Source organism: Streptomyces bikiniensis (genome assembly GCF_000716625.1).
In the GTDB taxonomy this organism is placed as follows: Bacteria; Actinomycetota; Actinomycetes; order Streptomycetales; family Streptomycetaceae; genus Streptomyces; species Streptomyces bikiniensis.
The window spans coordinates 1-25,692 of sequence record NZ_JNXJ01000062.1; the positions used below are offsets into that span (position 1 = coordinate 1).

The 25,692-nt window shown below is 73.1% G+C and carries 20 protein-coding genes and 2 pseudogenes; 15 read left to right on the plus strand and 7 right to left on the minus strand.

Annotated elements, in window-relative coordinates; all coding sequences use genetic code 11:
• Nucleotides 1–62: 62 nt before the first annotated feature.
• Nucleotides 63–3,101 (plus strand): helix-turn-helix transcriptional regulator, encoded by a 3,039-nt coding sequence (locus OO47_RS30855; protein ID WP_033210933.1) that lies wholly within the window; start codon nt 63–65, stop codon nt 3,099–3,101.
• Nucleotides 3,102–3,392: 291 nt separating this feature from the next.
• Here the strand turns inward: OO47_RS30855 and OO47_RS38535 are convergent.
• From OO47_RS38535 to OO47_RS30865, 3 genes and pseudogenes are all read right to left on the minus strand, one after another.
• Nucleotides 3,393–3,515 (minus strand): annotated as a pseudogene (locus OO47_RS38535) (DUF6191 domain-containing protein); the annotation flags it as partial.
• A 24-nt stretch (nt 3,516–3,539) separates the two neighbouring features.
• The gene (locus OO47_RS30860) at nt 3,540–4,682 is read right to left on the minus strand and encodes a PQQ-dependent sugar dehydrogenase (protein WP_030222527.1); all 1,143 of its coding nucleotides are present in this window, start codon (nt 4,680–4,682) and stop codon (nt 3,540–3,542) included.
• Between the two features lie 114 nt (nt 4,683–4,796).
• Nucleotides 4,797–5,798, minus strand: coding sequence for an aldo/keto reductase (locus tag OO47_RS30865; protein WP_030222530.1), 1,002 nt, complete (start codon nt 5,796–5,798; stop codon nt 4,797–4,799).
• A gap of 75 nt (nt 5,799–5,873) precedes the next feature.
• Between OO47_RS30865 and OO47_RS30870 the strand changes: the two genes are divergently transcribed.
• From OO47_RS30870 to OO47_RS35740, 7 genes and pseudogenes are all read left to right on the plus strand, one after another.
• Nucleotides 5,874–6,839, plus strand: a complete 966-nt coding sequence (locus tag OO47_RS30870; protein ID WP_030222533.1) for a 2-hydroxyacid dehydrogenase — start codon at nt 5,874–5,876, stop codon at nt 6,837–6,839.
• A gap of 501 nt (nt 6,840–7,340) precedes the next feature.
• A complete protein-coding gene (locus OO47_RS30875; RefSeq protein WP_030222536.1) occupies nt 7,341–10,175 on the plus strand; it encodes a putative bifunctional diguanylate cyclase/phosphodiesterase in 2,835 nt (944 codons plus the stop codon).
• A 246-nt stretch (nt 10,176–10,421) separates the two neighbouring features.
• A complete protein-coding gene (locus tag OO47_RS30880) occupies nt 10,422–12,263 on the plus strand; it encodes an acetolactate synthase large subunit (RefSeq protein ID WP_030222538.1) in 1,842 nt (613 codons plus the stop codon).
• Between the two features lie 33 nt (nt 12,264–12,296).
• A complete protein-coding gene (gene ilvN, locus OO47_RS30885; protein WP_030222540.1) occupies nt 12,297–12,824 on the plus strand; it encodes an acetolactate synthase small subunit in 528 nt (175 codons plus the stop codon).
• A gap of 115 nt (nt 12,825–12,939) precedes the next feature.
• Complete coding sequence (gene ilvC, locus OO47_RS30890) at nt 12,940–13,941, plus strand: ketol-acid reductoisomerase (protein ID WP_030222543.1); 1,002 nt, start codon at nt 12,940–12,942, stop codon at nt 13,939–13,941.
• A 236-nt stretch (nt 13,942–14,177) separates the two neighbouring features.
• Nucleotides 14,178–15,767, plus strand: a complete 1,590-nt coding sequence (serA, locus tag OO47_RS30895) for a phosphoglycerate dehydrogenase (RefSeq protein ID WP_030222544.1) — start codon at nt 14,178–14,180, stop codon at nt 15,765–15,767.
• A 323-nt stretch (nt 15,768–16,090) separates the two neighbouring features.
• A pseudogene (locus OO47_RS35740) lies at nt 16,091–16,246 on the plus strand (aldo/keto reductase); the annotation flags it as partial.
• A gap of 9 nt (nt 16,247–16,255) precedes the next feature.
• Here the strand turns inward: OO47_RS35740 and OO47_RS30905 are convergent.
• A complete protein-coding gene (locus OO47_RS30905) occupies nt 16,256–17,368 on the minus strand; it encodes a PucR family transcriptional regulator (RefSeq protein WP_030222547.1) in 1,113 nt (370 codons plus the stop codon).
• 190 nt (nt 17,369–17,558) lie between these two features.
• Between OO47_RS30905 and OO47_RS30910 the strand changes: the two genes are divergently transcribed.
• From OO47_RS30910 to OO47_RS30920, 3 genes are all read left to right on the plus strand, one after another.
• The gene (locus OO47_RS30910) at nt 17,559–18,485 is read left to right on the plus strand and encodes a proline dehydrogenase family protein (RefSeq protein WP_030222550.1); all 927 of its coding nucleotides are present in this window, start codon (nt 17,559–17,561) and stop codon (nt 18,483–18,485) included.
• A 34-nt stretch (nt 18,486–18,519) separates the two neighbouring features.
• Complete coding sequence (gene pruA, locus OO47_RS30915) at nt 18,520–20,151, plus strand: L-glutamate gamma-semialdehyde dehydrogenase (protein ID WP_030222553.1); 1,632 nt, start codon at nt 18,520–18,522, stop codon at nt 20,149–20,151.
• A 169-nt stretch (nt 20,152–20,320) separates the two neighbouring features.
• Nucleotides 20,321–20,557 carry a hypothetical protein gene (locus OO47_RS30920; protein WP_030222556.1) on the plus strand — a complete coding sequence of 79 codons (237 nt, stop codon included), beginning with the start codon at nt 20,321–20,323 and terminating at the stop codon, nt 20,555–20,557.
• Here OO47_RS30920 and OO47_RS38540 read toward each other — a convergent pair.
• Entirely contained in the window at nt 20,547–20,678 is a 132-nt protein-coding gene (locus OO47_RS38540) for a hypothetical protein (protein ID WP_267883729.1), read from the minus strand. The genes OO47_RS30920 and OO47_RS38540 overlap by 11 nt on opposite strands.
• Nucleotides 20,679–20,795: 117 nt before the next feature.
• Between OO47_RS38540 and OO47_RS30925 the strand changes: the two genes are divergently transcribed.
• Complete coding sequence (locus OO47_RS30925; RefSeq protein WP_030222559.1) at nt 20,796–21,332, plus strand: GNAT family N-acetyltransferase; 537 nt, start codon at nt 20,796–20,798, stop codon at nt 21,330–21,332.
• A gap of 161 nt (nt 21,333–21,493) precedes the next feature.
• Here OO47_RS30925 and OO47_RS30930 read toward each other — a convergent pair whose 3' ends face one another.
• Both OO47_RS30930 and OO47_RS30935 read right to left on the minus strand, forming a co-directional pair.
• Nucleotides 21,494–22,213, minus strand: coding sequence for a hypothetical protein (locus OO47_RS30930; protein WP_051716389.1), 720 nt, complete (start codon nt 22,211–22,213; stop codon nt 21,494–21,496).
• Nucleotides 22,210–22,551 carry a PadR family transcriptional regulator gene (locus OO47_RS30935; RefSeq protein ID WP_030222565.1) on the minus strand — a complete coding sequence of 114 codons (342 nt, stop codon included), beginning with the start codon at nt 22,549–22,551 and terminating at the stop codon, nt 22,210–22,212. Before OO47_RS30935 ends, OO47_RS30930 begins: the two co-directional genes overlap by 4 nt.
• A gap of 435 nt (nt 22,552–22,986) precedes the next feature.
• Here OO47_RS30935 and OO47_RS37480 point away from each other — a divergent pair, with 435 nt between their 5' ends.
• From OO47_RS37480 to OO47_RS30945, 3 genes are all read left to right on the plus strand, one after another.
• On the plus strand, nt 22,987–23,127 hold the full coding sequence (locus OO47_RS37480) for a hypothetical protein (protein ID WP_167345370.1): 141 nt from the start codon (nt 22,987–22,989) through the stop codon (nt 23,125–23,127).
• Between the two features lie 81 nt (nt 23,128–23,208).
• Nucleotides 23,209–24,249, plus strand: a complete 1,041-nt coding sequence (locus OO47_RS30940) for a 3-isopropylmalate dehydrogenase (RefSeq protein WP_030222567.1) — start codon at nt 23,209–23,211, stop codon at nt 24,247–24,249.
• A gap of 262 nt (nt 24,250–24,511) precedes the next feature.
• Complete coding sequence (locus OO47_RS30945) at nt 24,512–25,600, plus strand: branched-chain amino acid aminotransferase (protein WP_030222570.1); 1,089 nt, start codon at nt 24,512–24,514, stop codon at nt 25,598–25,600.
• Nucleotides 25,601–25,692 lie beyond the last annotated feature (92 nt).

The window sequence follows — 25,692 nt, forward strand, 5'->3', positions numbered from 1 at the left end:
AGTCTCGTGGGCTCGGAGATGTGTATAAGAGACAGCCCCATCCCCCCGCAAGCCCCTGTGCCATGCTCGGCCCCGTGGAGAACCGGTCTGTCAGTCCCGTCTTCGTCGGTCGGGTCGGTGAGCTCGCCGCTCTCGCCGAGGCGCTCTCCCGCGCGGCCGCGGGGGAGCCCCAGGCCCTGCTCATCGGCGGTGAGGCGGGCGTCGGGAAGACCCGGCTCATCGAGGAGTTCACGGGCACGGCCCGCGACCGGGGCGCCGTCGTCGCCGTCGGCGGCTGCGTCGAACTCGGCGCCGACGGACTCCCCTTCGCCCCCTTCTCCGCCGCCCTGCGCGCCCTCCGCCGCCGGCTCCCCGACGAGCTGACCGCCGCCGCCGAAGGCCAGCACGGCGAACTCGCCCGGCTGCTCCCCGAACTGGGCGACCCGGGCGGCCACGACCCCGCCGACGAGGACTCCACCGCCCGCCTCTTCGAGCTGACCGTACGGCTCCTGGAACGGCTCGCCGCCGACCGCACGGTCGTGCTCGTCCTGGAGGACCTGCACTGGGCCGACACCTCCACCCGCCACCTGTTCACCTACCTCCTGCGCACCCTCCGGCGCGGCCGGATCGTGGTCGTCGCCAGCTACCGCGCCGACGACATCCACCGCCGCCACCCGCTGCGCCCCCTCCTCGCCGAACTCGACCGGCTCCGCACCCTCCGCCGCATCGAACTGCCCCGCTTCACCCGCGCCGAGGTGCACCGCCAGCTCACCGGCATCCTCGCCGCCGAACCCGACCCCGGCCTCGTCGAGGAGGTCTTCGAACGCTCCGACGGCAACGCCTTCTTCGTCGAGGAGCTCGTCGTCTCCCACGAGGCCGGCTGTGCCCCCGGACAGCTCAGTGACTCCCTGCGCGACCTCCTCCTCGTCCGGGTCGAGGCCCTTCCCGAGGACGCCCAACGGGTCGTCAGGACCGCCGCCGAGGGAGGCTCCACCGTCGAGTACGGACTCCTCGCCGCCGTCGCCCGGCTCGCCGAGGACGACCTCATCGAGGCGCTGCGGGCCGCCGTCGGCGCCAACATCCTGCTCGCCGTCCCCGACGGCGACGGCTACCGCTTCCGCCACTCCCTGGTCCGCGAGGCCGTCAGCGACGACCTGCTGCCCGGCGAGCGCTCCCGCCTCAACCGCCGCTACGCCGAGGCCCTGGAGGCCGACCCGGCCCTCGTACGGGCCGACGAGCGCGCCACCCGGCTCGCCACGTACTGGTACCACGCCCACGACCCGGCCAAGGCCCTGCCCGCCGTCCTGCGCGCCTCCGTCGCCACCCGCGAGCGCCACGCCTACGCCGAGCAGCTCCGCCTCCTCGAACGGGCCATGGAACTCTGGGACGAGGCCCCCGCCGAGGTCCGGGCCTCGCTGCGCCCCATCGACTACGCCGAGTCCTATCCCCCCTGCGGCTGCGACCCCGACACCACCCCCCTGCGCCACCTCGACCTGCTCGCCGAGGCCGCCGTCGCCGCCCGGCTCAGCGGCGAGCGCGAGCGCGCCCTCAAGATCGGGAAGACGGCGCTGCGGATCCTCGGGGGCGAGGAGGAGCACGACCCCCTGCGCGCCGCCTGGTTCTGGACCGAGAAGGCCCGCCTCCAGTCCAACCTCGGCCGGGGCGACGGACGCGAGGAGATCGCCCGCGCCCAGGAGCTCGTCAAGGGCCTGCCGCCCTCCGCCGTGCACGCCGTCGTCCTCGTCGGCGCCGCCGGCTGGGGCATGCTCCGCGACCCGGGCCCCGACGCCCTCACCGCCGCCGAACGCGCCGTCGAGTACGCCCGCCTCGTCAAGGCCGAGTCGATCGAGCTCAACGCCCGCCTCACCCTCGGCACCATCATGGTCGCGGCCGGCGACGTCGACGCCGGCCTCGCCGAGATGCACGCGGTACGCGAACGGACCCGCGCCCTCGGCCAGTTCACCGAGACCGCGCGCGCCCACATCAACATCTCCTCCGCCCTGGAGTTCCTCGGCCGCTCCCACGAGGCCGTCGAGGTCGCCGAGGCCGGCATCCGCCTCGCCCGCGAGTACGGGCTCGTCGACAGCGTCGGCTGGGCCGAGGCCAACCGCGCCGAGTCCCTGTTCTCCCTGGGCCGTTGGGAGGAGGTACGGGAGGCCGCCGAGCGGCTGCTGCGCTCGGCCACCAGCACCAAGCCCCGTGGCTCCGCCTCCCTCCGCCTCGCCCAGCTCGCCTCCGCCCGGGGCGAACCGGACGCCGCCGCCCGCCACCTCGCCGACGCCCGTGCCGTCTACGGGACCCGCGACCCGATCCCGCAGTACACCCTGCCCATGGCCCAGGTCGCGGTCGCCGTGGCCGCCGCCGAAGGCCGCATCGCCGACGTCCGGGCCGAACTCGCCGCCGCCGAGCGGGGCGGCTTCCCGCCCGGCACCCACCGCTACGGCTGGCCGCTCGTCCTCACCGCCGTCACCGCCGAGGCCGACAGCCGGGGTCTGCCCGCCGCCGACGAGGGACGCGCCGAAGCCCTCGCCCTGGTCCGCCGCTGCCTGCGTTCCCTGGCCGCCCCGGTCCCCGTCTGGGCCGCGCACTCCCGGCACGCCTCCGAGGAGCTGGCCCGCGCCGAGGGACGCGAGACCGCCGCCCGCTGGGCCGAGGTCGTCACCGGTTACGAGCCGCTGGACCGCCCCGTCCAGCTCGCCCGCGCCCGCTACCGCCTCGCCGACGCCCTGCTCACCGAGGGCGGGCGGCGCGAGGAGGCCGCCGCCCTGCTGCGCGAGGCCCGCGCCACCGCCGACCTGCTCGGCGCCCGCCCGCTCCGCGAGGACGTGGACCTCCTCGCCGCCCGCGCCCGGCTCTCCCTCGCCCCCGAGGAGGCGCCCCCGGCACCGGCCGGGCCCGGGGACGACGCCTTCGGCCTGACCCCCCGCGAGCAGGACGTGCTGCGCCTGGTCGCGGCCGGCCACACCAACCGGCGGATCGCCGAGGAGCTGTTCATCTCACCCAAGACGGCCAGCGTCCACGTCTCCCACATCCTCGCCAAGCTCGGGGTCACCGGGCGCGGCGAGGCCGCCGCCCTCGCCCACCGGCTGCACCTCGTCGACACGCCCCGCCGACCCACCTGACCCGGACGGCCCGCCTGCCCCGGGTGCCCCGCCTCCCCGGGGCGGCCCACCTGACCCGTATGCCCCGCCTGCCCCGGGTGCCCCGCCTCCCCCGGACGACCCGTCCGGCCTGTCCGACCCGGACGACCTGGGTCGCCCGTCCGACCGGCCCGACCCGGGCGGCCCGTCCGCCCCGGACAACCCGCCTGACCCGCCTGACCCGCCTGACCCGAGCGCCCCGTCCGGTGCGTCCGACCCGTTGGGCCCCCTGCCGGAGTCCCCCTCGGCGCGGGGCACCCGTATCGTCACCCGCCCCGACCGCAGGTCTATCGGTCCGCGCCCCGGGTCCGCGTCCCCCTGGTCCTCCCTGGTCAGGGCAAGCCGCTGCCGCTCCTCCTCGGTGTGCCTGCGCCCCGGTGCGAAGAGCTCCGCCATCGGATCGAACACGGTCCCGCCTCCTCACTCCACCCGGAGGCGGAGGATCCTGTCGTCGCCGGACCCGGGCGTCCCCCGGGTGTCGGTCTCGCTCGTCACCAGCCAGAGCCGGTCGCCGCCCGTCGCGAGCACGGTCCGCAGCCGCCCGTACTCGCCCTCCAGGAACGCCTCGGGCTCCCCGGAGCGTTCCGCGCCGGAGAGCGGGACCCGCCACAGCCGCTCGCCCCGGAGCCCGGCCATCCAGATCGCGCCCCGCGCGTACGCGATGCCGCTGGGGGAGGCCTCCGAGGTCCGCCACTGGGCCACCGGGTCCATGAAGCCCTTCTCCCCGGCCCTCCCCTCGGCCTCCGGCCAGCCGTAGTTCCGCCCGGCCTCGACCAGGTTCAGCTCGTCCCAGGTGTTCTGCCCGAACTCGGCCGCCCACAGGCGCCCGTCCGCGTCCCAGGCGAGCCCCTGCACGTTCCGGTGGCCGTACGAGTACACCACCGAGCCCGGGAAGGGGTTGCCCGGCGCCGGACGGCCCTCCGGCGTCATCCGCAGGACCTTCCCGCCCAGCGACTCTCGGTCCTGCGCCAGACCGGTGTCGCCGGTCTCGCCCGTCCCCGCGTACAGCATCCCGTCGGGGCCGAACGCGATCCGGCCGCCGTTGTGCGTGAACCCCTTGGGGATGCCGGTCAGGACCGGCTCCGGCGGGCCGAGCCGGTCGCCGGCCCCGCCCCCGTACCGCATGCGCACGATCCGGTTGTCCGAGGACGCCGTCAGGTACGCGTACACCCAGCCGTCCCGGACCGCGAGGCCGAGCAGTCCGCCCTCGCCGGCCGGCACGACCCCCGGCACCTCGCCCAGCGGCGTCTTCGCGCCGGTCCGCCCGTCGACCCGGGTGACCGTCCGCTCGTCCCGCGAGGAGACGAGCAGATCGCCGCCGGGCAGCTCCGCGAGCCCCCAGGGCGACGCCAGGCCCTCGGTCAGCGTCCCCGCCACCGTCACCCGGCCGGCGGCCGGGGGAGCGACGGCGGTCCCCGAAGCCGAGGCCGAAGCCGAGGCCGACGGAGGTGTACGGGGGCGTTCCTCCGTACTCCCCGAGGAGGCGTCCCCCGAGGAGCAGCCGGCCGCCAGGACCAGCGCGGCGGCCCCTCCCAGGGCCTTCACGACGACAGGACGTTTCATGGCGCGCTCCCCTTCGGAGGGTCCGGCGGACTCGACGGGTCGAACGGCGTTCCTACCCCTGAGAACACCTCCCGGACCGGAGGGGTTCCCGCCGTCGGCGCCGAGAGGCCCGGCTCAGTCCCAGGACCCCCGGGGCGCCGGGAGCGCCGCGATCTCCGTCAGGTCCTCCGGGGACAGCCGCAGCGAGGCCGCCGCCGCGTTCTCCACCGCCCAGTGCTCCCGCTTCGTCCCCGGCACCGGCACCACGTGCCGGCCCCGGCCGAGCACCCACGCCAGGGCCACCTGTGCCGGGGTGACGTCCGCCCCGTGCCGCGCGGCCACCCGCCGCAGACCCGCCACGAGCGGCTGGTTCGCGGCCATCATCTCCGCCGTGAACCGGGGGTGCCGGGCTCGCGGGTCGTCCGGCTCGAAACCGCCGCCCGGCGTCAGCGTCCCGGTCAGGAAGCCGCTGCCCAGCGGCATCGCCGCCAGGAACCCGACCCCCCGGGCCGCGCACCAGGGCAGCAACCGCTCCAGCGCCTCCTGCGACCACACCGACAGCTCGGCCTCCACCGCCGCCACCGGGAAGACCTGCTGGATCCGCTCCAGCTGCCGAATCGTTCCCTCGTAGCCGTCGCGGCCCGTGCCCCGGCGCCCCGACCGGGCGCCGACGGCGCAGAGCCCGAGCGCCCGCACCTTGCCCGCCGACACCAGCTCCGCCATCGCGCCCCAGGTCTCCTCGACCGGCACCTCGGGGTCCGCCCGGTGCAGCTGGTACAGGTCGATGACGTCGGTCTGGAGCCGCCGCAGCGAGGCGTCGCAGGCCCGACGCACGTACCCCGGGCGCCCGTTGGCGACCACGTGCTGGTCGCCGACCAGCAGTCCGCACTTCGTCGAGACGAACGCCTCGGCCCGGCGCTCCTTCAACACCCGCCCCACCAGCAGCTCATTGGTGAACGGGCCGTACATGTCGGCGGTGTCGAGCAGGCTCACCCCGGCGTCGAGGGCCGCGTGCACGGTCCGCAGCGAACGGTCCCCGCGCTGTTGCGAACGGCTGTACGCCCAGCTCATCGGCATGCACCCCAGGCCGATCGCACCCACGTCGAGCGCCGTCGCCCCGATAGTCCTGCGCTCCACCTGCCGGTACCCCTCCCTGTGCCGCCCCCCAAAGTAACCAATGGGGCACGGGATTCTTCGCATAGCCTCCCGGACATGAGATGCGAAGACACCGCCGCCGACGTGTGGCTTCCGATTCCCGCGGACGAGATCGAGGATCTTCCCGAGCCGGGCGAGTCGGGCCTGAACTACCGTTTCTGGGACGGCGGACCGGAGTTCCCTGCCGACCCCGCGCACTGCGCCTTCTACGTCGTCCCGTACATGAAGGGGTCGGAGATCGCCGTCCGGCCGCTCGCCGGGATGACCTCGGTACGGGTCGTGCAGACCCTCTCCGCGGGCATCGACCACGTCACCCCCGGCATCGGCTCGCTGCCGCCGGGCGTCGCCCTGTGCAACGCCAAGGGCGTGCACGAGGCCAGCACCGCCGAGCTCACGCTCGCCCTGATCCTGGCCTCGCTGCGCGGCATCCCCGGCTTCGTGCGCGGCCAGGACGCCGAGGAGTGGCGGGCCGGCTTCTACCCGGCGCTCGCCGACAAGTCCGTCCTGATCGTCGGGTACGGCTCGATCGGCGCCGCCGTCGAGGACCGGCTCGCGCCCTTCGAGTGCGCGCGGGTGGCGCGCGTCGCACGCTCCGCGCGCACCACAGGGCGCGGTCCGGTCCACGCCCTGGCCGACCTGCCGGCCCTCCTGCCGGAGGCGGACGTCGTCGTCCTCTCCACCCCGCTCACGCCCGCCACCAGGCATCTCGCCGACGCCGGGTTCCTCGCGCGGATGAAGGACGGGGCGCTCCTGGTGAACGTCGCCCGGGGGCCCGTCGTGGACACGAACGCGCTGCTCAAGGAGGTCGAGAGCGGCAGGATCACGGCGGCGCTCGACGTCACGGACCCGGAACCGCTGCCGGCCGGGCACCCCCTGTGGCACGCTCCCGGTGTCCTGATCAGCCCCCACGTGGGCGGCTCCACCTCCGCCTTCATGCCGAGGGCGAAGCGGCTGGTCGCGGGGCAGCTGCGACGGTTCGCGGCGGGGGAGGACCTGGTCAACGTCCTCCTCACCACCGGCTGAGCCGCGCCCGTGCGCCGCGGCCGCCCGGCGCACGCCGGGCGCATCCGGGCACAACCCCCGGGTCCGTCACGGAGAGTACTGCGACCCTGTCCCTGAGTGACCAACCTGGTGTATCGTCCCGGAGCGGGGGACTGCGTCGAGTACGGGCTGACGCCGGGGAGCGAAGTGACGGGACATCAGATTCCGAGGGGGGCGACGGGTGGAGCACGGCCTGAGGACCGACGATCCGACGCGACGGCACCACCGTCCGCCGGCCTTCCGCGCCTCGCCGCCGGCCTCGTGTGCTCGGTGCCGGACCAGGCCGCGCCGCACCGGCCGCCCGGACCCTCGGGGCCGCCGGACACCGGCCGGCGCACGGTGGCCGGGAGCGTCGCACCCCCGGGCCGCGGCGCCGCCCCCGGCCCCCACGACTGCGACGGGCACGCCCCCGGGGGTGCCGACGAGCCGCCCGCCCGGCCGCACGACGCGGCCGCGTGCGGGAGCCCGGCGCCGGAGGGCCCGGTGACCGCGCCCGTCACCGTCCTCGCGCGCCGCCCCGTGGGCGAGGGGGACCCGGGGCCCCCGGCCCCCGGCCGCCCCGGCACCGGGGCGATCCTCGCCCAGATCGCCCTGGCGCTGCTCTGCGCGGGCTACACGACCGGCGCCTCCCTCGGCTGGGGCTCCCCGGAAGCGGCGCTCTTCATGGGCGACTTCGGACTGAGCGCCGCCGCCCTCACCGCCGCCGTCTCCTGCTACCTCTACGCACGGGGCCACCGCGGCAGCGCCCGCCCCGCCTGGCTGCTCTTCGCCCTCTCCTCGTTCATGGCCGCCGCGGGGAACGCCGTGTGGGGCTGGTACGAGGTCGTCCTGCGCACCGAGGTGCCGGACTTCTCCGTCGCCAACCTCTTCTTCCTGCTCTTCGCGCCGCCCGCCATCGTCGGCCTCCTCGTCCTGGCCAAGAAACCGGCCAACCGGGCCGGCTGGGTCTGCCTGGCGCTCGACACCTGGCTCATCGGCGGCTCGCTGCTCACCCTCTCCTGGAGCCTGGCGCTCGCCCGCACCGCCCACGTCGAGGGCGAGTCCGTCGCCCGGGCGGCGCTCTCCCTCGCGTACCCCCTGCTCGACATCGCCCTCGTCAGCATGGTGCTCGTCCTGCACTTCCGGCGCTCGCAGGCCAACCGCTCCGCGACCAACACCGCGATCGCCGCCCTCGCCCTCACCGTCCTGTGCGACGCCCTGTTCACCTCGCCGCTGCTCCGCGAGAACTACGCCTCCGGGCAGCTCCTCGACGCCGGCTGGTTCGCCGGCTCCCTGCTGCTCGCCTACGCGCCCTGGGGGGTGCGCCGGCTCCCGGACGGCGCGGCCGCCGCGCGCGACCCCGGGCTCCACAGCCGCCCGGTCGCCGGCTCGCTCGCCGCCCTCACCCCGTACCTCGCCGCCGCCGTCTGCACCCTCGGCATCCTCTACAACGTGGTCGAGGGGCGCCGGGTCGACCGCGTCGTCGTCCTCACCGGCTGCGCGGTGGTCCTCGCCCTCGTCGTACGGCAGGGCATCATGCTCCTCGACAACATCGCCCTCACCCACGAACTGGCCCACAAGGAGAACCACTTCAGGTCGCTCGTGCAGGGCTCCAGCGACGTCATCATGATCGCCGCGCCCAACGGCAGGCTCCACTACGTCAGCCCGGCCGCCTCCGGGGTGTACGGACGGGACGCCGACGAGCTGATCGGCACCGAACTCGCCGCCCTCATCCACCCCGACGACCTCGGCGCCGTCGTCCACGAGGTGCGGCGGTTCCTGGCCGCCTCGCCCGCCGAGGAGCCCACCACCCGGATCGAGTGCCGCTTCCGCTCGGGCCGCGGCAACTGGCTGAACGTCGAGTCGACCGTCAACCGGCACCAGGGCGGCCTGATCTTCAACAGCCGGGACGTCACCGAGCGCGTCCGCCTCCAGGCCCAGCTCCAGCACAACGCCGAGCACGACCCGCTCACCGACCTGCCCAACCGGGCCCTCTTCACCCGGCGGGTCCGGCAGGCCCTCGGCGGCCGCCGCGCCTCCGACCCCGGCACCGCCGTGCTCTTCATCGACCTGGACGGCTTCAAGGGGGTCAACGACCGCCTCGGCCACCAGGCCGGCGACGACCTCCTCGTCCAGGCCGCCCGCCGCCTCCAGGACTCCGTACGGGCCGGGGACACGGCCGCCCGGCTCGGCGGCGACGAGTTCGCCGCCCTCATCCTCGGCGACGGCGGTCACGACCGCGCGGCCCGCCGCGACCAGGTCCAGGAGATCGCCGACCGGCTCCGGCTCACGCTCTCCCGGCCGTACCGCCTGGACGGCGGCCAGGAGGTGCGGGTCGCCGCCTCCATCGGCGTCGCCTTCGCCGAGCCCGGCACCGACGCCGGGGACCTGCTGCGCAACGCCGACCTCGCCATGTACCGCGCCAAGGCCGCCGGCAAGGACCGCGTCGAGCTCTACGCCCCCCAGATGCAGGCCGAGGTCGTCCGGCGGACGGAGCTGGCCGCCCGGCTGCGCACCGCCCTCCACGACGGCGAGTTCGCCCTGCTCCACCAGCCGGTGGTCGACCTCGCCACCGGCCGGATCGCCGCCGTCAGCGCCCAGGCCCGCTGGCGCTCCGCCCAGGGCATCCTCTTCACCCCCGCCGAGTACCTCCGCGTCACCGACGACGGCGAGCGCACCGCCGAGCTCGGCCGCTGGCTCCTGGAGGAGGCGGTGGAGCAGGCCGCCGAACGGGCGGGAATCGGCCATCGCACCCCCGTCTCCATCCGGCTCTCCGCCCGGCGCCTCCTGGACCGCTCGCTGCCGCTCGGCTCCGTCGAGTCCCTGCTCACCCGGCACGGCCTGCCGTCCGGGTCGCTGATCGTGGAGCTGGCCGACAGCGACCCCCGCATCCCGCTGGACGAGCTGGAGCGGCGCCTGGCCGTCCTGCGCAGGCTCGGGGTGCGGATCGCGCTCGACGGCTTCGGCAGCGGACACGTGGCGGTCAACGCCCTGCGGCGGCTCCCCGTCGACATACTGAAGCTGGACCGGGGCCTGGTCGAGGGCGTGGTCGAGTCCGCCCGGCTCCGCAAGATCACCCGGGGCGTGCTCCGCATCGCCGGCGAGCTCGGCATGCGGACGGTCGCCGACGGCGTGGACGTGCCGGAGCAGGTCGTCGCCCTGCGCGCCATGGGCTGCACCCACGCCCAGGGCATGGCCTTCTCGGGCCCGCTGGACGAGTACCGGCTGCGCAGGGCCCTGGTCAGGGACGAGTACCCGCTGCCCGGAGCGGTCCCCGTACCTGTCGGAAACCGACCCCCGATCCTCTCGAATGGTGAGACGCCCGTCCCACCCACTTGACAGTGCGGCGGGCTGAGGGGGAGGGTCAGTGCCATGCGCACCCGAATTCTCGTACTTGGACAGCGCGTCGGCTGAAGCAGGGCCACCGTAGGCCCGGCTTAGAACGCACCCGACGCGCTCCCCTCGCTTGCCTCACGGCACGAGGGGTTTTTTGTTGCACCGGCTCCCCTTGAAATCGCCGCAAACCCCCGTAGAACACCTCGCAAAAACCCTCGCAAAGACCCTCTGCTTCGAGAAGAGACGCTGATGACCGAGCAGGCCACCGGGCACCATCCGCAGCCGCGGCCCCGTAACGGCGCGACGACCTCCCCCGTCGAGCACGTCACGGGCGCGCAGTCCCTCATCCGTTCTCTCGAGGAAGTGGGCGCCGACACCGTCTTCGGCATTCCCGGCGGCGCGATCCTCCCCGCCTACGACCCGATGATGGACTCGCAGAAGGTCCGCCACATCCTGGTCCGCCACGAGCAGGGCGCGGGCCACGCCGCCACCGGCTACGCCCAGGCGACCGGCAGGGTCGGCGTCTGCATGGCGACCTCGGGACCGGGCGCGACGAACCTGGTCACCCCCATCGCCGACGCGCACATGGACTCCGTCCCGCTCGTCGCGATCACCGGCCAGGTCGCCTCCAAGGCCATCGGCACGGACGCCTTCCAGGAGGCGGACATCTGCGGCATCACGATGCCGATCACCAAGCACAACTTCCTGGTCACCAAGGCCGAGGACATCCCGCGGACGATCGCCGAGGCCTTCCACATCGCCTCCACCGGCCGCCCCGGCCCGGTCCTGGTCGACATCGCCAAGGACGCCCTCCAGGCCAAGACCACCTTCAGCTGGCCGCCGCAGACCGACCTGCCCGGCTACCGCCCGGTCACCAAGCCGCACGCCAAGCAGATCCGCGAGGCCGCCAAGCTGATCAGCGCCGCCAAGCGGCCCGTCCTGTACGTCGGCGGCGGCGTCATCAAGTCCGGCGCCACCGCCGAGCTGAAGATCCTCGCCGAGCTCACCGGCGCCCCCGTCACCACCACCCTGATGGCCCTGGGCGCCTTCCCCGACAGCCACCCGCTGCACGTGGGGATGCCGGGCATGCACGGTGCGGTCACCGCCGTCACCGCGCTGCAGAAGGCCGACCTGATCGTCGCCCTCGGCGCCCGCTTCGACGACCGCGTCACCGGCAAGCTCGACAGCTTCGCCCCGTACGCCAAGGTCGTCCACGCGGACATCGACCCGGCCGAGATCGGCAAGAACCGCGCCGCCGACGTCCCGATCGTCGGCGACGCCCGCGAGGTCATCGCCGACCTGGTCCAGGCCGTCCAGGCCGAGCACAGCGAGGGGAACAAGGGCGACTACACCGCCTGGTGGAGCGACCTGAACCGCTGGCGCGAGACCTACCCGCTCGGTTACGACCTGCCGGAGGACGGCAGCCTCTCGCCGCAGCAGGTCATCCAGCGCATCGGGCAGCTCGCCCCCGAGGGCACGATCTTCGCGGCGGGCGTCGGCCAGCACCAGATGTGGGCCGCCCACTTCATCGACTACGAGCAGCCGGCCACCTGGCTGAACTCCGGCGGCGCCGGGACCATGGGCTACGCGGTCCCCGCCGCGATGGGCGCCAAGGCCGGCCTGCCCGACCGCCCCGTCTGGGCGATCGACGGCGACGGCTGCTTCCAGATGACCAACCAGGAACTCACCACCTGCGCCCTGAACAACATCCCGATCAAGGTCGCCATCATCAACAACGGCGCCCTCGGGATGGTCCGCCAGTGGCAGACCCTCTTCTACAACCAGCGCTACTCCAACACCGTCCTGCACTCCGGTCCGGACGAGCTGAAGGCCAACAAGGGCACCCGCGTCCCCGACTTCGTCAAGCTCTCCGAGGCCATGGGCTGCGTCGCCCTGCGCTGCGAGGACCCGGCCGACCTGGACAAGATCATCGCCGAGGCCAACGCCATCAACGACCGCCCGGTCGTCGTCGACTTCATCGTCCACGAGGACGCCCAGGTCTGGCCGATGGTCGCCGCCGGCACCTCCAACGACGAGGTCATGGCCGCCCGGGGCGTCCGCCCCGACTTCGGCGACGGCGAAGACGACTGAAGCGCGAAGAGCGATTAAGGAAGAGACCCAGACATGTCCACCAAGCACACGCTCTCCGTCCTGGTCGAGAACACGCCCGGCATCCTCGCCCGGATCGCCGCCCTGTTCTCCCGCCGCGGCTTCAACATCGACTCGCTCGCCGTCGGCGTCACCGAGCACCCCGACATCTCCCGCATCACCATCGTGGTCAACGTCGAGGACCTGCCCCTGGAGCAGGTGACCAAGCAGCTCAACAAGCTGGTCAACGTCCTGAAGATCGTCGAACTCGAGCCCAGCGCCGCGATCCAGCGCGAGCTCGTCCTGGTGAAGGTCCGCGCCGACAACGAGACCCGCTCCCAGATCGTCGAGATCGTCCAGCTGTTCCGCGCCAAGACCGTGGACGTCTCGCCCGAGGCCGTCACCATCGAGGCCACCGGTTCGAGTGACAAGCTGGACGCCATGCTCAAGATGCTGGAGCAGTTCGGCGTCAAGGAGCTCGTCCAGTCCGGCACGATCGCCATAGGGCGTGGCGCCCGGTCCATCACGGACCGGTCCCTGCGGGCCCTCGACCGCTCCGCCTGAGCCGTCGACCGTCCCGTCCGAGTCCCGCCCGGTCCGTCTGACGAGACCGCAAGACCTTCCTTCCCCCGCCCGCCGTACGGTGGGACGCAACACCAGCACACCAAGGAGAATCCCAGTGGCCGAGCTGTTCTACGACGCCGACGCCGACCTGTCCATCATCCAGGGCCGCAAGGTCGCGGTGATCGGTTACGGCAGCCAGGGGCACGCCCACGCGCTGTCGCTCCGTGACTCGGGTGTCGACGTCCGCGTCGGTCTGCACGAGGGCTCCAAGTCCAAGGCCAAGGCCGAGGAGCAGGGCCTGCGCGTGGTCACGCCCGCCGAGGCCGCGGCCGAGGCCGACGTCATCATGATCCTCATCCCGGACCCGATCCAGGCCCAGGTCTACGAGGAGTCCATCGCCCCGAACCTGAACGACGGCGACGCTCTCTTCTTCGCGCACGGATTCAACGTCCGCTTCGGCTTCATCAAGCCCCCGGCCGGCGTCGACGTCGCCCTGGTCGCCCCGAAGGGCCCGGGCCACCTGGTCCGCCGCCAGTACGAGGAGGGCCGCGGCGTCCCCGCGATCGCCGCCGTCGAGCAGGACGCGACCGGCAACGCCTTCGCCCTGGCGCTCTCGTACGCCAAGGCCATCGGCGGCACCCGCGCCGGCGTGATCAAGACCACCTTCACCGAGGAGACCGAGACCGACCTCTTCGGCGAGCAGGCCGTCCTCTGCGGCGGTGCCTCGGCGCTGGTCAAGGCCGGTTTCGAGACCCTGGTCGAGGCCGGCTACCAGCCGGAGATCGCGTACTTCGAGTGCCTGCACGAGCTGAAGCTCATCGTCGACCTCATGTACGAGGGCGGCCTGGAGAAGATGCGCTGGTCGGTCTCCGAGACCGCCGAGTGGGGCGACTACGTCACCGGCCCGCGGATCATCACCGACGCCACCAAGGCCGAGATGAAGAAGGTCCTCACCGACATCCAGGACGGCACCTTCGCCAAGAACTGGATGGACGAGTACCACGGCGGCCTGAAGAAGTACAACGAGTACAAGACCCAGGACGAGCAGCACCTCCTGGAGACCACCGGCAAGGAGCTGCGCAAGCTCATGAGCTGGGTGAACGACGAGGAGGCGTAGGCCTTCCGGGGCGGGGCCGGACGCACTGTCCGGCCCCGTTCCGCATCATTGGACACGCCGTCCAACACGGACGGGTGATCCTGCCGACGAGGCGCACGAGCGGCGTCCGTGCACCACTACACTTCTGAACAACATACGCGTCAGGCCCACAGCGTCGTGCGCTTTCACGCGGCAAGCCCCCTCCACCGCCTGCGGCCGTCGGGACGGCCGTCCGCACTGGACCTGTGAGGACTCACGTGAGCTCGAAACCTGTCGTACTCATCGCTGAAGAGCTGTCGCCCGCCACCGTCGACGCACTGGGCCCGGACTTCGAGATCCGGCACTGCAACGGCGCCGACCGCGCCGAGCTGATCCCCGCCATCGCGGACGTGGACGCGATCCTGGTCCGGTCCGCCACCAAGGTCGACGCCGAGGCCATCGCCGCCGCCCGGAAGCTCCGTGTGGTCGCCCGCGCCGGCGTCGGTCTGGACAACGTCGACGTCTCCGCCGCCACCAAGGCCGGCGTGATGGTCGTCAACGCCCCGACGTCCAACATCGTCACCGCGGCCGAGCTCGCGTGCGGTCTGCTCGTCGCCACCGCCCGCAACATCCCGCAGGCCAACACGGCGCTGAAGAACGGCGAGTGGAAGCGCTCCAAGTACACCGGCGTCGAGCTGAGCGAGAAGACCCTCGGCGTCGTCGGCCTCGGCCGCATCGGCGTCCTGGTCGCCCAGCGCATGTCCGCCTTCGGCATGAAGATCGTCGCGTACGACCCCTACGTGCAGCCGGCCCGCGCCGCCCAGATGGGGGTGAAGCTGCTGACCCTGGACGAGCTCCTGGAGGTCGCGGACTTCATCACCGTCCACCTGCCGAAGACCCCCGAGACCCTCGGTCTCATCGGCGACGAGGCGCTGCACAAGGTCAAGCCCTCCGTCCGCATCGTCAACGCCGCGCGCGGCGGGATCGTGGACGAGGAGGCGCTGTACTCGGCGCTCAAGGAGGGCCGGGTCGCCGGCGCGGGCCTCGACGTGTACGCGAAGGAGCCCTGCACGGACTCCCCGCTCTTCGAGCTCGACCAGGTCGTCTGCACCCCGCACCTCGGCGCCTCCACGGACGAGGCCCAGGAGAAGGCCGGCATCGCCGTCGCCCGTTCGGTGCGCCTGGCGCTCGCCGGCGAGCTGGTCCCGGACGCGGTCAACGTCCAGGGCGGCGTCATCGCCGAGGACGTCAAGCCCGGTCTGCCGCTCGCCGAGAAGCTCGGCCGGATCTTCACCGCCCTCGCGGGCGAGGTCGCGGCCCGGCTCGACGTCGAGGTCTACGGCGAGATCACCCAGCACGACGTGAAGGTGCTCGAACTCTCCGCGCTCAAGGGCGTGTTCGAGGACGTGGTCGACGAGACCGTGTCGTACGTCAACGCCCCGCTGTTCGCGCAGGAGCGCGGCGTCGAGGTGCGCCTGACCACCAGCTCCGAGTCGCCCGACCACCGCAACGTGGTCACCGTGCGCGGCACCCTCGGCAGCGGCGAGGAGGTCTCGGTCTCCGGCACCCTGGCCGGCCCCAAGCACCTCCAGAAGATCGTCGCCGTCGGTGAGTACGACGTGGACCTGGCGCTCGCCGACCACATGGTCGTCCTGCGCTACGAGGACCGTCCCGGCGTCGTCGGCACGGTCGGCCGGATCCTCGGTGAGGCCGGTCTGAACATCGCCGGCATGCAGGTCTCCCGCGCGGAGGAGGGCGGCGAGGCGCTCGTCGTGCTCACCGTGGACGACACCGTCCCGTCGGCGGTGCTCTCGGAGATCGCGGCGGAGATCGGCGCCACCTCGGCCCGCTCGGTCAACCTGATCTGACGCACGACCCGGTGCCCCGCGCCCGGTCGTCGGCCGCTTGTCCCGTACGAGCGGCCGGCGGCCGGGCGCGGTGCCTTTCGGGCCGTCCCCGCGGAGGAGCGGCCCAAGGCGCCGACCGGAGAGTCGTGTTGACGGAGCGTCAGTGCGTTCTGGCATGTGGTCCGCCGTGTCCCGTGACGCGGGCCGTCGATCTACCGTCTTGCGGCACTCCGGCCACGTTGCGCGTCGTGCGCCGTTCCGCGCTTCTGACGACACGAGGCCACGTCGACCCCGAGCGCGTGCGCTCCGCCGCGTGCCGGCAGGCCCGTGAGCGCCCGGCGGGGGCCCAGCTCGGCGCGGACCGGATCCGGCTGAGCCGGGACGTCCTGGACCGCATCGACAAGATCGTGCCGCCGGGCACGAACCTGTCGGCCCGCGACGCCGGCTACGTCCCGCCGGCCCTCACCGACGCGGAACTGCGCCGCCGCCCCCGGCCCTGAAGGCCCCCTTCAGAGCCGGGCCGACTTCAGGGACATGTGGAGCAGCAGCCGGTCCTCGCCGTCGTCCAGGTCGAGGCCGGTGAGCTGCTCCACCCGGGAGAGCCGGTAGTAGAGGGTCTGCCGGTGGATGCCCAGGGCCGCCGCCGTGCGCCCCGCCTGGCCCGCGTGGTCGAGGTACGCCTCGGCCGTGCGGGCCAGTTCGGCGTGGGCGGGGGCGAGCAGCGGCGCGACGACCGGGTCGACCTCGGGGTGGTAGAGCGCCGCCAGGAGCCGGTACGGGCCGATGCCCGCCCACTCCGCGACCGGGCCCAGCCTCGGCTGCGCCGTCGCGGCGCGGGCCGCCGTGCTCGCCTCCCGCCAGGCCGCCGGGAGCTCCGCGAGGCCCCGCCGGGGGACGCCGATCCCGGCCGGGGCGTCCCCGCGCAGCCGCTCGGCGGCCGAGCGGGCGGGGGAGAGGTCCTCGGCCGTGCGCAGCCGTACGAGGAGGGCGAGGGAGTCGGCGTCCGGGAGCGCGGCGACCGCCGCCGCGCCGGGGACGGCCCGTACCGAGGGGGCCTCGCCCCGCCACGGGGTCACGCACACGACGGTGTGCAGCCCGTCCGCGCCGGGTCCCAGGGCCGCCCGCAGCGCCGCGACGGCCATGTCGCTCTGCCAGCCGCGCCCGGCGGTCAGGGCCGCGGCGAACTCGCGCGAGAGGTCCGCGCCCGCCCGCTCCTCGTCGGCGAGGAGCCCGCCGATCCGGGCGGCCACCTCCATGGCGGCCGCCAGCCGTTCGGGCGAGGGCCCCGGCTCTGCGTCGAGCAGCCACACGTACCCGAGGACGACACCCCGATGACGTACGGGGAGGCAGATCCGGTCCCGGAAGACGCCCGCGTCCGGGGAGGCGGGGATGCGGACCGGACCCTCCGCCCGGGTGATGCCGAAGCCCTCGAACCAGGCGCGGACCGCCGGGGTGGACCGCCGGGTCAGGATCGACCGCGTCCGGACCGGGTCCATCGCCGTGTCGTCGTCGCTGTCGTGGGCACCGAAGGCGATCAGCCCGAAATCGCGGTTCTCCAGCGTCGCCGGGGCCCCGAGGAGTGCGGAGATCTCGTCCACCAGGTCTTGGTAATCGCCCTTCACCGCCCCATTCTCGCACCCCCTCAGACAGATGTATGAGAGACGGGCCACGGATGCGTGACAGCTGTAGATGGCGGACGATCGGACCGATTCGTAGGTTTCACAGTGGTTATCCGTGCTGTTCCGGTTCGTTCGCCTCGTGGCCTTCATCCGGGTACGGCCCCGTTCTACCCTTGCCCTCTGGAGGTGCCCCGTGCTGGGTCCCGTGATCCTCGCCGCGTCGCGCAGCGACAAGATGCGCCGTTTCGTGTCGGCCGCGCCCGGGACCAAGCAGGTCGTGGCACGCTTCATCGCCGGCGAGACCGTGGACGACGTCGTCCCGATCGTGCGGGAGCTGAGCGAGCGCGGCCTGGAGGTCACCCTCGACGTCGTCGGCGAGGACATCACCACCGTCGAGCAGTCGTACGCCGCCCGGGACGCCTACCTGGAGCTGATCGGCCGCCTCGAGGAGCTGGGCCTCGGCGAGCGCGCCGAGATGTCCGTCAAGCTCTCCATGTTCGGCCAGTCGCTCGACGACGGCCACGAGCTGGCCCTGGCCAACGTCCGGCCGGTCGTTGAGGCCGCCGCCGGGATCGGCACCACCGTCACCCTGGACGCCGAGGACCACACCACCCTCGACTCGATGTTCGCCATCCACGAGGAGCTGCGGAAGGACTTCCCGCAGACCGGCTGCGTCATCCAGGCGTACCTCTTCCGCACCGAGGACGACGCCCGCCGCCTCGCCGCGAACGGCTCCCGCGTCCGGATCGTCAAGGGCGCCTACAAGGAGCCCGCCTCCGTCGCGATCCAGGACAAGCCGGAGATCGACAAGGCGTACGTCCGGATCATGAAGATCCTGATGGAGGGCAAGGGCTACCCGATGATCGGGTCCCACGACCCGCGCCTGATCTCCGTCGGCCAGGAGCTGGCCCGCCGCGCCGGGCGCAAGCCGGACGAGTACGAGTTCCAGATGCTGTACGGCATCCGGAGCGAGGAGCAGAACCGCCTCGCCGCCGAGGGCCACCGGATGCGCGTCTACACCGCGTACGGCACCGACTGGTACGGCTACTTCATGCGCCGCCTGGCGGAGAAGCCGGCCAACCTCCTCTTCTTCGTCCGCTCCATCCTCACCAAGGGCTGAGCCCCACCACCCCTCCGAAGGAGTATCGAGACTCATGGACGCTGTGACCCAGGTCCCCACTCCCGTCAACGAGCCGGTGCACGGCTACGCCCCCGGCTCCCCCGAGCGCGCCCGCCTGGAGCTCAAGCTCAAGGAGCTGGCCGAGAACCCGCGCGAGCTGCCGATGACCATCGGCGGCGTGAAGCGCCTGGGCGGCGGCGAGGAGTTCAAGGTCGTCCAGCCGCACAACCACCAGGCCGTCATCGGCACCTTCCGGGGCGCCACGCAGCAGGACGCCCAGGACGCGATCGACGCCGCCCTGGCCGCCGCCCCGGCCTGGCGCGCGATGTCCTTCGACGACCGCGCCGCGATCATCCTGCGCGCCGCCGAGCTGCTCGCCGGCCCCTGGCGCGAGACGCTGGCCGCGTCCACCATGCTCGGCCAGTCCAAGACCGCCCAGCAGGCCGAGATCGACACCCCGTGCGAGCTCGTCGACTTCTGGCGCTTCAACGTGGCGTACGCCCGCCAGATCCTGGCCGAGCAGCCCCCGGCCAACTCGCCGGGCGTCTGGAACCGCCTCGACCACCGCCCGCTCGAAGGCTTCGTCTACGCGATCACGCCGTTCAACTTCACGGCCATCGCGGGCAACCTGCCCACCGCCCCCGCCCTCATGGGCAACGTGGTGGTCTGGAAGCCGTCCCCGACGCAGACCCACGCCGCCGTGCTCCTCATGGAGCTCCTGGAGGAGGCCGGCCTGCCCAAGGGCGTCATCAACCTGGTGACCGGCGACGGCATCGCCGTCTCCGAGGTGGCCCTGAACCACCGCGACCTGGCCGGCATCCACTTCACCGGCTCGACCAAGACCTTCCAGCACCTGTGGAAGACGGTCGGCAACAACATCGAGAACTACCGCTCGTACCCGCGGATCGTCGGCGAGACCGGCGGCAAGGACTTCGTCGTCGCCCACCCCAGCGCCGACCGCGCCGTCCTGAAGACCGCCCTGACCCGCGGCTCCTTCGAGTACCAGGGCCAGAAGTGTTCCGCGTCCTCGCGCGCGTACATCCCGGCCTCGATCTGGAACGACGGCTTCAAGGAGGAGTTCGCGGCCGAGGTCGATGGCATCACCATGGGTGACGTCACCGACCTGTCGAACTTCATCGGCGCCGTCATCGACGACCGCTCGTTCGCCAAGAACAAGGCGGCGATCGACCGCGCCAAGTCCGACCCGAGCTGCACGATCGTCGCCGGCGGCACCTACGACGACTCGGTGGGCTGGTTCGTCCGCCCGACCGTCATCGAGTGCACCGACCCGGAGAACGAGGTCTTCACGACCGAGTACTTCGGCCCGATCCTCGCGGTCCACGTCTACGAGGACGAGAAGTACGACGAGATGCTGACCCAGATGGAGTCGGTCTCGGACTACGCCCTCACCGGCTCGGTCATCGCCAACGACCGCGCCGCCGCCGCGTACACGATGGAGAAGCTCCGCTACGCCGCGGGCAACTTCTACATCAACGACAAGTCGACCGGCGCCGTCGTCGGCCAGCAGCCCTTCGGCGGCGGCCGCGCCTCCGGCACCGACGACAAGGCCGGCGCCCCGCAGAACCTGATGCGCTGGACGCTGACCCGCGCCATCAAGGAGACCCTGGTCCCGCCGACCGAGTACGGCTACCCGCACATGGGCTGACGCCCGTCCGCCGCGCGAGCGGCCCCCCGCCCCTGCCGGGGCGGACCCCTGCCCCTCGCGGGCAGGCCCCCGACACCGCCCCCGACCCCGGTCCCCCAACCGAGGTCGGGGGCGGTTTCCGTGCGGGAGGCCTACGCTGCTGGGAGGGGGATCGGTGAGGAGGCACGACATGCCCGGTTCGACGACACTGGGCCCCGGGCACGGGGTCGACGCGATCGAGCACCTCGACGCGCTGCGGATGACGTCCCTGATGAAGGAGCTGCACCGGTTGCTGACCGGGTCGGGGCCCGACCGGCTCACGGACGTGCAGGTCGCGGCCCTGATCGAGGGTGACGGCCGCCATCGCGAGGGCTTCACCGACTGGGTGGAGCGCATGGCCCGCGACCTGGAGAGGGCTACGGCCTGACGGGGACGCGCCGCGCGAGGAAGTCGTCCATCAGGGCGACGTCGTGATGCCGGGCGTCGGGGTGGGCGACCTCACGCCCGCGGACGGTGGTGGTGCTGTGACTGGTCGGCAGTACGGTCACCCTCTAACTTCTTGAAAGTATCTGAACGGTTAAGTGTCGGCGAGGTGATTCCAGCGGGCCGTGATTAACCCTTCAATTCACTTTCAGCAGTTAGTGTGGTGTGGCAGGGTGAGGCGCATGACCGTGAGGACCGCACCCACCCATGAACTCGGGGCCGCCCGGCTCCACTCCGTGCGCGAGATGCTCGACACCGCCTTCGAGAGCGACTTCGGCGACGAGGACTGGGACCACACCCTCGGCGGCGTCCACGCCTGGATCGAGGACGAGGAGGGGATCGCCGCCCACGGCGCCGTCGTCATGCGCCGGCTGCTCCACGCGGGCCGCTCGTACCGCGTCGGGTACGTGGAGGGGGTCGCCGTCCGGGCCGGCCTGCGCCGCCGGGGGCTCGGCGGGGCGGTCATGGCCGAGCTGGAGCGGGTGATCGACGGGACGTACGCCTTCGGGGCCCTCTCCGCCTCGGACGAGGGAGCCGCGCTCTACCGGGCGCGCGGCTGGCGTGTCTGGGAGGGGCGCGTCGAGGCGTTCACGCCCGGCGGGATCGTGCACCTCCCGGAGGAGGAGGGGGGCGTCTTCCTGCGCGCGGCGGGCGGGCGTGCCCTGCCGGACCCCGCCGCCCCGCTCGTCTTCGACTGGCGGGACGGCGACGTGACGTGAGGCGGGGGAGGGGCCGCCGGGCGCGGGTACGGGCGGGGGCGCCGAGTGCGGGCGGGGGTGCCGGGTGCGTGTGGGCGTCCGGTACGCGTGGGCGGCCGGTACGTCTGGGTGCCCGGTGCGTGTGGGCGTCCGGTACGTGTGGATGTCCGGTGTGTGGGTGTTCAGCTCCTTCCGGGCGTCCCCGCTCCGTCCGGCGCCGTCTCCCGTCTCGCCATGACCGCCGTCGCGACGGCCCAGCCGACGCCCATGAGCACCATCGCGTACCCCGGCGGGCCGAGGGCGACGAAGGCGGTCGCCGCCAGCGCCGCCCAGACGGCGAGCGCCACCTTCCCGCGCCGGCTCAGGAACAGCCACTTCGCGGGCGGCGCCGGCACGGAGGCCGGGGCCCCCGCCGGACCCGCGGTCGCCGACTTCGGCCGCTTGAAGTAGCCGTACGTCAGCCACTCGCCGCACAACTCCCAGCCCTCCGGCTCCAGTTCCTCCAGGACCCGCGCGCGGCGGCGGTCCGTGATCACCTCGCGCCGGTACTCCCAGGCGAGCGCGGCCCCCGGCACCCGGCGGCAGACGAACCGGCCGACCGCGTCCAGGGACTCCACCTCCCACCCCTGGTCCCCGTGGACGGCCAGCATCCGCCGGTCGTTGAAGACGTCCGCGGTCCACGTCCAGTGCTCCGCCGCCCCGTCCGGTTCCCCGGGGGCCGGGGCGAGCCCGCCGAGCCGGGCCGCGAACCGCGCGGCGGGCCCGAACTCCTCCTCCGGCGCGGTCCCCGTCTCCGCGAGGTGCCCGCGCAGCTCGGCGGCGGTCCGCCCGATCTGCTCCTCGGGCACGCCCGCCGCGCGCAGCGCGCCCGCCAGCTCCTCGAAGTAGGCGTCGGTCGTCATGGTGCCGTCCCCCCTGCGTGCAGTTGCGTCCGTACGGCCCGGTGGAACCCCTCCCAGGCCGCGCCCTCGGCCGCCAGGTACTCCCGGCCCGGCCCGGTGAGCCGGTAGTAGCGGCGGCCCGGTCCGCGCTCGGCGGCGCGGAACTCGGCCTCCACCAGACCGGCCTCCTCCAGGCGGTTCAGTACGGGATAGAGCGTCCCGCCCTTGATCTCGCCCAGGCCCGCCCCGGCGAGCGCCTTCGCGATCTCGTACCCGTAACTCTCGCCGTCGGTCAGGCAGGAGAGGACGAGCAGGTCGAGGACTCCCTTGAGCCAGCTGGATCTGCGGTCTGCGGCCATGAGTGCATCCCATCACTACCTAGGTAGGAAAGCAATCTAGGTGGGAGTGTGGATCCGGGCGGTGGCGGGCGTCTTCCCCGGGTCCTCGCCGCCCGGACCGGCTTTCTCCCGCCGTACGGGCCGATCCGGGAGCCGCGGGCCGTCGCGGGGTGACCCCGGGTGCCCCGCCGTCTCAGATAGTAGGAAGTCCGAGTAATTGTGGAGACAGGCGCGGCATCCTGCCCTAGCTTTGTAGGAGCCGAACGTCTCGCCCCATCGGCGAATGGCGGCAGCGAGCGCTACGCCCCGTGCAGGCAACCCCTGCGGCGGCGCTCCCCGCCCCTTCCGGCACCTTCGATCACCACTGGTCCCCGCGCGCCGCCGACCGTCACCGGTCCGTGTGCGCCGCCGGCCCCCGCACGTCGGATCACCACTGATCTCAAGGAGTCGATCCCCATGGCCCCCACCGCCGCCCAGGCCGCCCGCCGCGTCCGCCACTCCGCCGCACGTCCCGCCGACGAGGCCCGCCGGAACGCCGCCGCCGCCCTCCAGCGCGCCCTCGACCGCCGCGACAACGGCGGCTCCACCGGCCACTGATCCGGACCGTCCCCCCTCGGACGTTCGTCCACATGGTGGACGCGACGTGTCAGACGATGGGACGACCAGTAGGGTGCCGACATGTCTCACAGCATCGATCTCGCAGTCATCCCCGGCGACGGCATCGGCCAGGAGGTCGTGGCCCAGGGCCTCAAGGTCCTCTCGGCCGTCCTTCCCCAGGACGTGAAGCTGGAGACCGAGGAGTACGACTTCGGCGCCAAGCGCTACCACGCCACCGGTGAGACCCTCACCGACGCCGACCTCGACTCCCTCAAGAAGCACGACGCCATCCTGCTCGGCGCCATCGGCGACCCGTCGGTGCCCTCCGGCGTCCTGGAGCGCGGCTTCCTCCTGAAGCTCCGCTTCGCCTTCGACCACCACGTGAACCTGCGTCCCTCGAAGCTGCTCCCCGGCGTCGCGACCCCGCTCGCCGGGCAGCCCGAGATCGACTTCGTCGTGGTCCGCGAGGGCACCGAGGGCCCGTACACCGGCAACGGCGGCACCATCCGCAAGGGCACCCCGCACGAGGTCGCCACCGAGGTCTCGGTCAACACCGCCTTCGGCGTCGAGCGCGTGGTCCGGGACGCCTTCGCCCGCGCCCAGGCCCGCCCGCGCAAGAAGCTCACGCTGGTCCACAAGAACAACGTGCTGACCTTCGCCGGCCACCTCTGGACGGACACCTTCCACCGGGTGGCCGCCGAGTTCCCCGAGGTCACCACCGACTACCTGCACGTCGACGCCGCGACGATCTTCCTCGTCACCGACCCGGCCCGCTTCGACGTGATCGTCACCGACAACCTCTTCGGCGACATCATCACCGACCTCGCCGCGGCCGTCTCCGGCGGCATCGGCGTCGCCGCCTCGGGCAACATCAACCCGAGCGGCGAGTTCCCGTCCATGTTCGAGCCGGTCCACGGCTCCGCGCCGGACATCGCGGGCCAGGGCAAGGCCGACCCCACGGCCACCGTCCTCTCCGTCGCCCTCCTGCTGCGCCACCTCGGGTACGAGACCGAGGCCGTCCGCGTCGAGGAGGCCGTCGCGGCCGACCTCACCGAGCGCGGCGACGCCGTCCGCACCACGGACGAGATCGGCGACGCGCTCGCCGCGCGAGTAGCGAGCTGACCCGCGCCGACTGACACACCGCATCAGCCGCCGGGTCGCACTGCGCCCGGCGGCTGCCCCATGCGCGGCCGGGGGTGCGCACCCCGAAAGAACCTCGGACCGCGCCCGCCTGTTTCACGCACCGGCCCCCGCGCGCGATAATCGAACGCGGGACCGCCGTATGCGGGCATCGTCGGACGTCCACTCCGTCAGGGACGAGCCGTCTCCGACAGTGGCGTACGCGCGCGGTCCCCTCCCCACGACCGGTGAAGGACACGCACTCATGACGACGCCCACGATCGAGCTCAAGCCCTCCTCCAGCCCGCTGTCCGACGCGGAGCGCGAGGCGATCCTGGCCAACCCGGGATTCGGCCGCCACTTCACCGACCACATGGTCACCATCCGGTGGACCGAGGGCCGCGGCTGGCACGACGCCCAGCTCGTCCCGTACGGCCCGCTCGCGCTCGACCCGGCCACCAACGTCCTGCACTACGCGCAGGAGATCTTCGAGGGCCTGAAGGCCTACCGCCGCCCCGACGGCTCGGTCGCCAGCTTCCGCCCCGACGCCAACGCCCGCCGCTTCCAGGCCTCCGCCCGCCGCCTGGCCATGCCCGAGCTGCCCGTCGAGACCTTCGTCGAGGCCTGCGACGTCCTCGTCCGGCACGACAAGGCGTGGGTCCCGGAGCACGGCGGCGAGGCCTCGCTCTACCTGCGCCCGTTCATGATCGCGACCGAGGTCGGCCTGGGCGTCCGCCCCGCGAACGAGTACCTCTTCGTCGTCATCGCCTCCCCGGCCGGCCCGTACTTCCCCGGCGGCGTGAAGCCCGTCTCCATCTGGCTCTCCGAGGACCGCGTCCGCGCCGTCCCCGGCGGCGTCGGCGACGCCAAGACCGGCGGCAACTACGCGGCCTCCCTGCTCGCGCAGGCCGAGGCGGCGGCCAAGGGCTGCGACCAGGTCGCCTACCTCGACGCCGTCGAGCACAAGTGGGTCGAGGAACTGGGCGGCATGAACCTGTACTTCGTGTACGGCGACAAGCTGATCACCCCCACCCTCACCGGCTCCCTGCTCGCCGGCATCACCCGCGACTCGCTGCTCAAGCTGGCCGCCGACCTGGGCCTGGAGGCCGAGGAGGGCCGCGTCTCCATCGACCAGTGGCAGGCCGACAGCGAGAACGGCACCCTGACCGAGGTCTTCGCCTGCGGCACCGCCGCCGTCATCACCCCGGTCGGCACGGTCAAGTCCGCGCGCGGCGAGTGGCAGCAGTCGGGCGGCGAGCCCGGCGAGGTCACCATGAAGCTGCGCGACGCGCTCCTCGCCGTCCAGACCGGCAAGGCCGAGGACACCCACGGCTGGATGCACGAGCTGGGCTAGGGCGTGTGTCGAAAGTAGCGCCGTCTGCCCGGAGGGCAGGCCCGGCGGTGTCCGGTGCGTGCGATCGCAAGGCGGAGGGTCGCCCCGATACT

Excerpts from the sequence above, each read along its gene's own strand:
- OO47_RS30855 (WP_033210933.1), top strand. The coding sequence starts at position 63 with ATGCTCGGCCCCGTGGAGAACCGGTCTGTCAGTCCCGTCTTCGTCGGT.
- OO47_RS30860 (WP_030222527.1), bottom strand. The coding sequence starts at position 4,682 with ATGAAACGTCCTGTCGTCGTGAAGGCCCTGGGAGGGGCCGCCGCGCTG.
- OO47_RS30870 (WP_030222533.1), top strand. The coding sequence starts at position 5,874 with ATGAGATGCGAAGACACCGCCGCCGACGTGTGGCTTCCGATTCCCGCG.
- OO47_RS30880 (WP_030222538.1), top strand. The coding sequence starts at position 10,422 with ATGACCGAGCAGGCCACCGGGCACCATCCGCAGCCGCGGCCCCGTAAC.
- ilvN (WP_030222540.1), top strand. The coding sequence starts at position 12,297 with ATGTCCACCAAGCACACGCTCTCCGTCCTGGTCGAGAACACGCCCGGC.
- pruA (WP_030222553.1), top strand. The coding sequence starts at position 18,520 with ATGGACGCTGTGACCCAGGTCCCCACTCCCGTCAACGAGCCGGTGCAC.
- OO47_RS30920 (WP_030222556.1), top strand. The coding sequence starts at position 20,321 with ATGCCCGGTTCGACGACACTGGGCCCCGGGCACGGGGTCGACGCGATC.
- OO47_RS30925 (WP_030222559.1), top strand. The coding sequence starts at position 20,796 with ATGACCGTGAGGACCGCACCCACCCATGAACTCGGGGCCGCCCGGCTC.
- OO47_RS30930 (WP_051716389.1), bottom strand. The coding sequence starts at position 22,213 with ATGACGACCGACGCCTACTTCGAGGAGCTGGCGGGCGCGCTGCGCGCG.
- OO47_RS30935 (WP_030222565.1), bottom strand. The coding sequence starts at position 22,551 with ATGGCCGCAGACCGCAGATCCAGCTGGCTCAAGGGAGTCCTCGACCTG.
- OO47_RS37480 (WP_167345370.1), top strand. The coding sequence starts at position 22,987 with ATGGCCCCCACCGCCGCCCAGGCCGCCCGCCGCGTCCGCCACTCCGCC.
- OO47_RS30940 (WP_030222567.1), top strand. The coding sequence starts at position 23,209 with ATGTCTCACAGCATCGATCTCGCAGTCATCCCCGGCGACGGCATCGGC.
- OO47_RS30945 (WP_030222570.1), top strand. The coding sequence starts at position 24,512 with ATGACGACGCCCACGATCGAGCTCAAGCCCTCCTCCAGCCCGCTGTCC.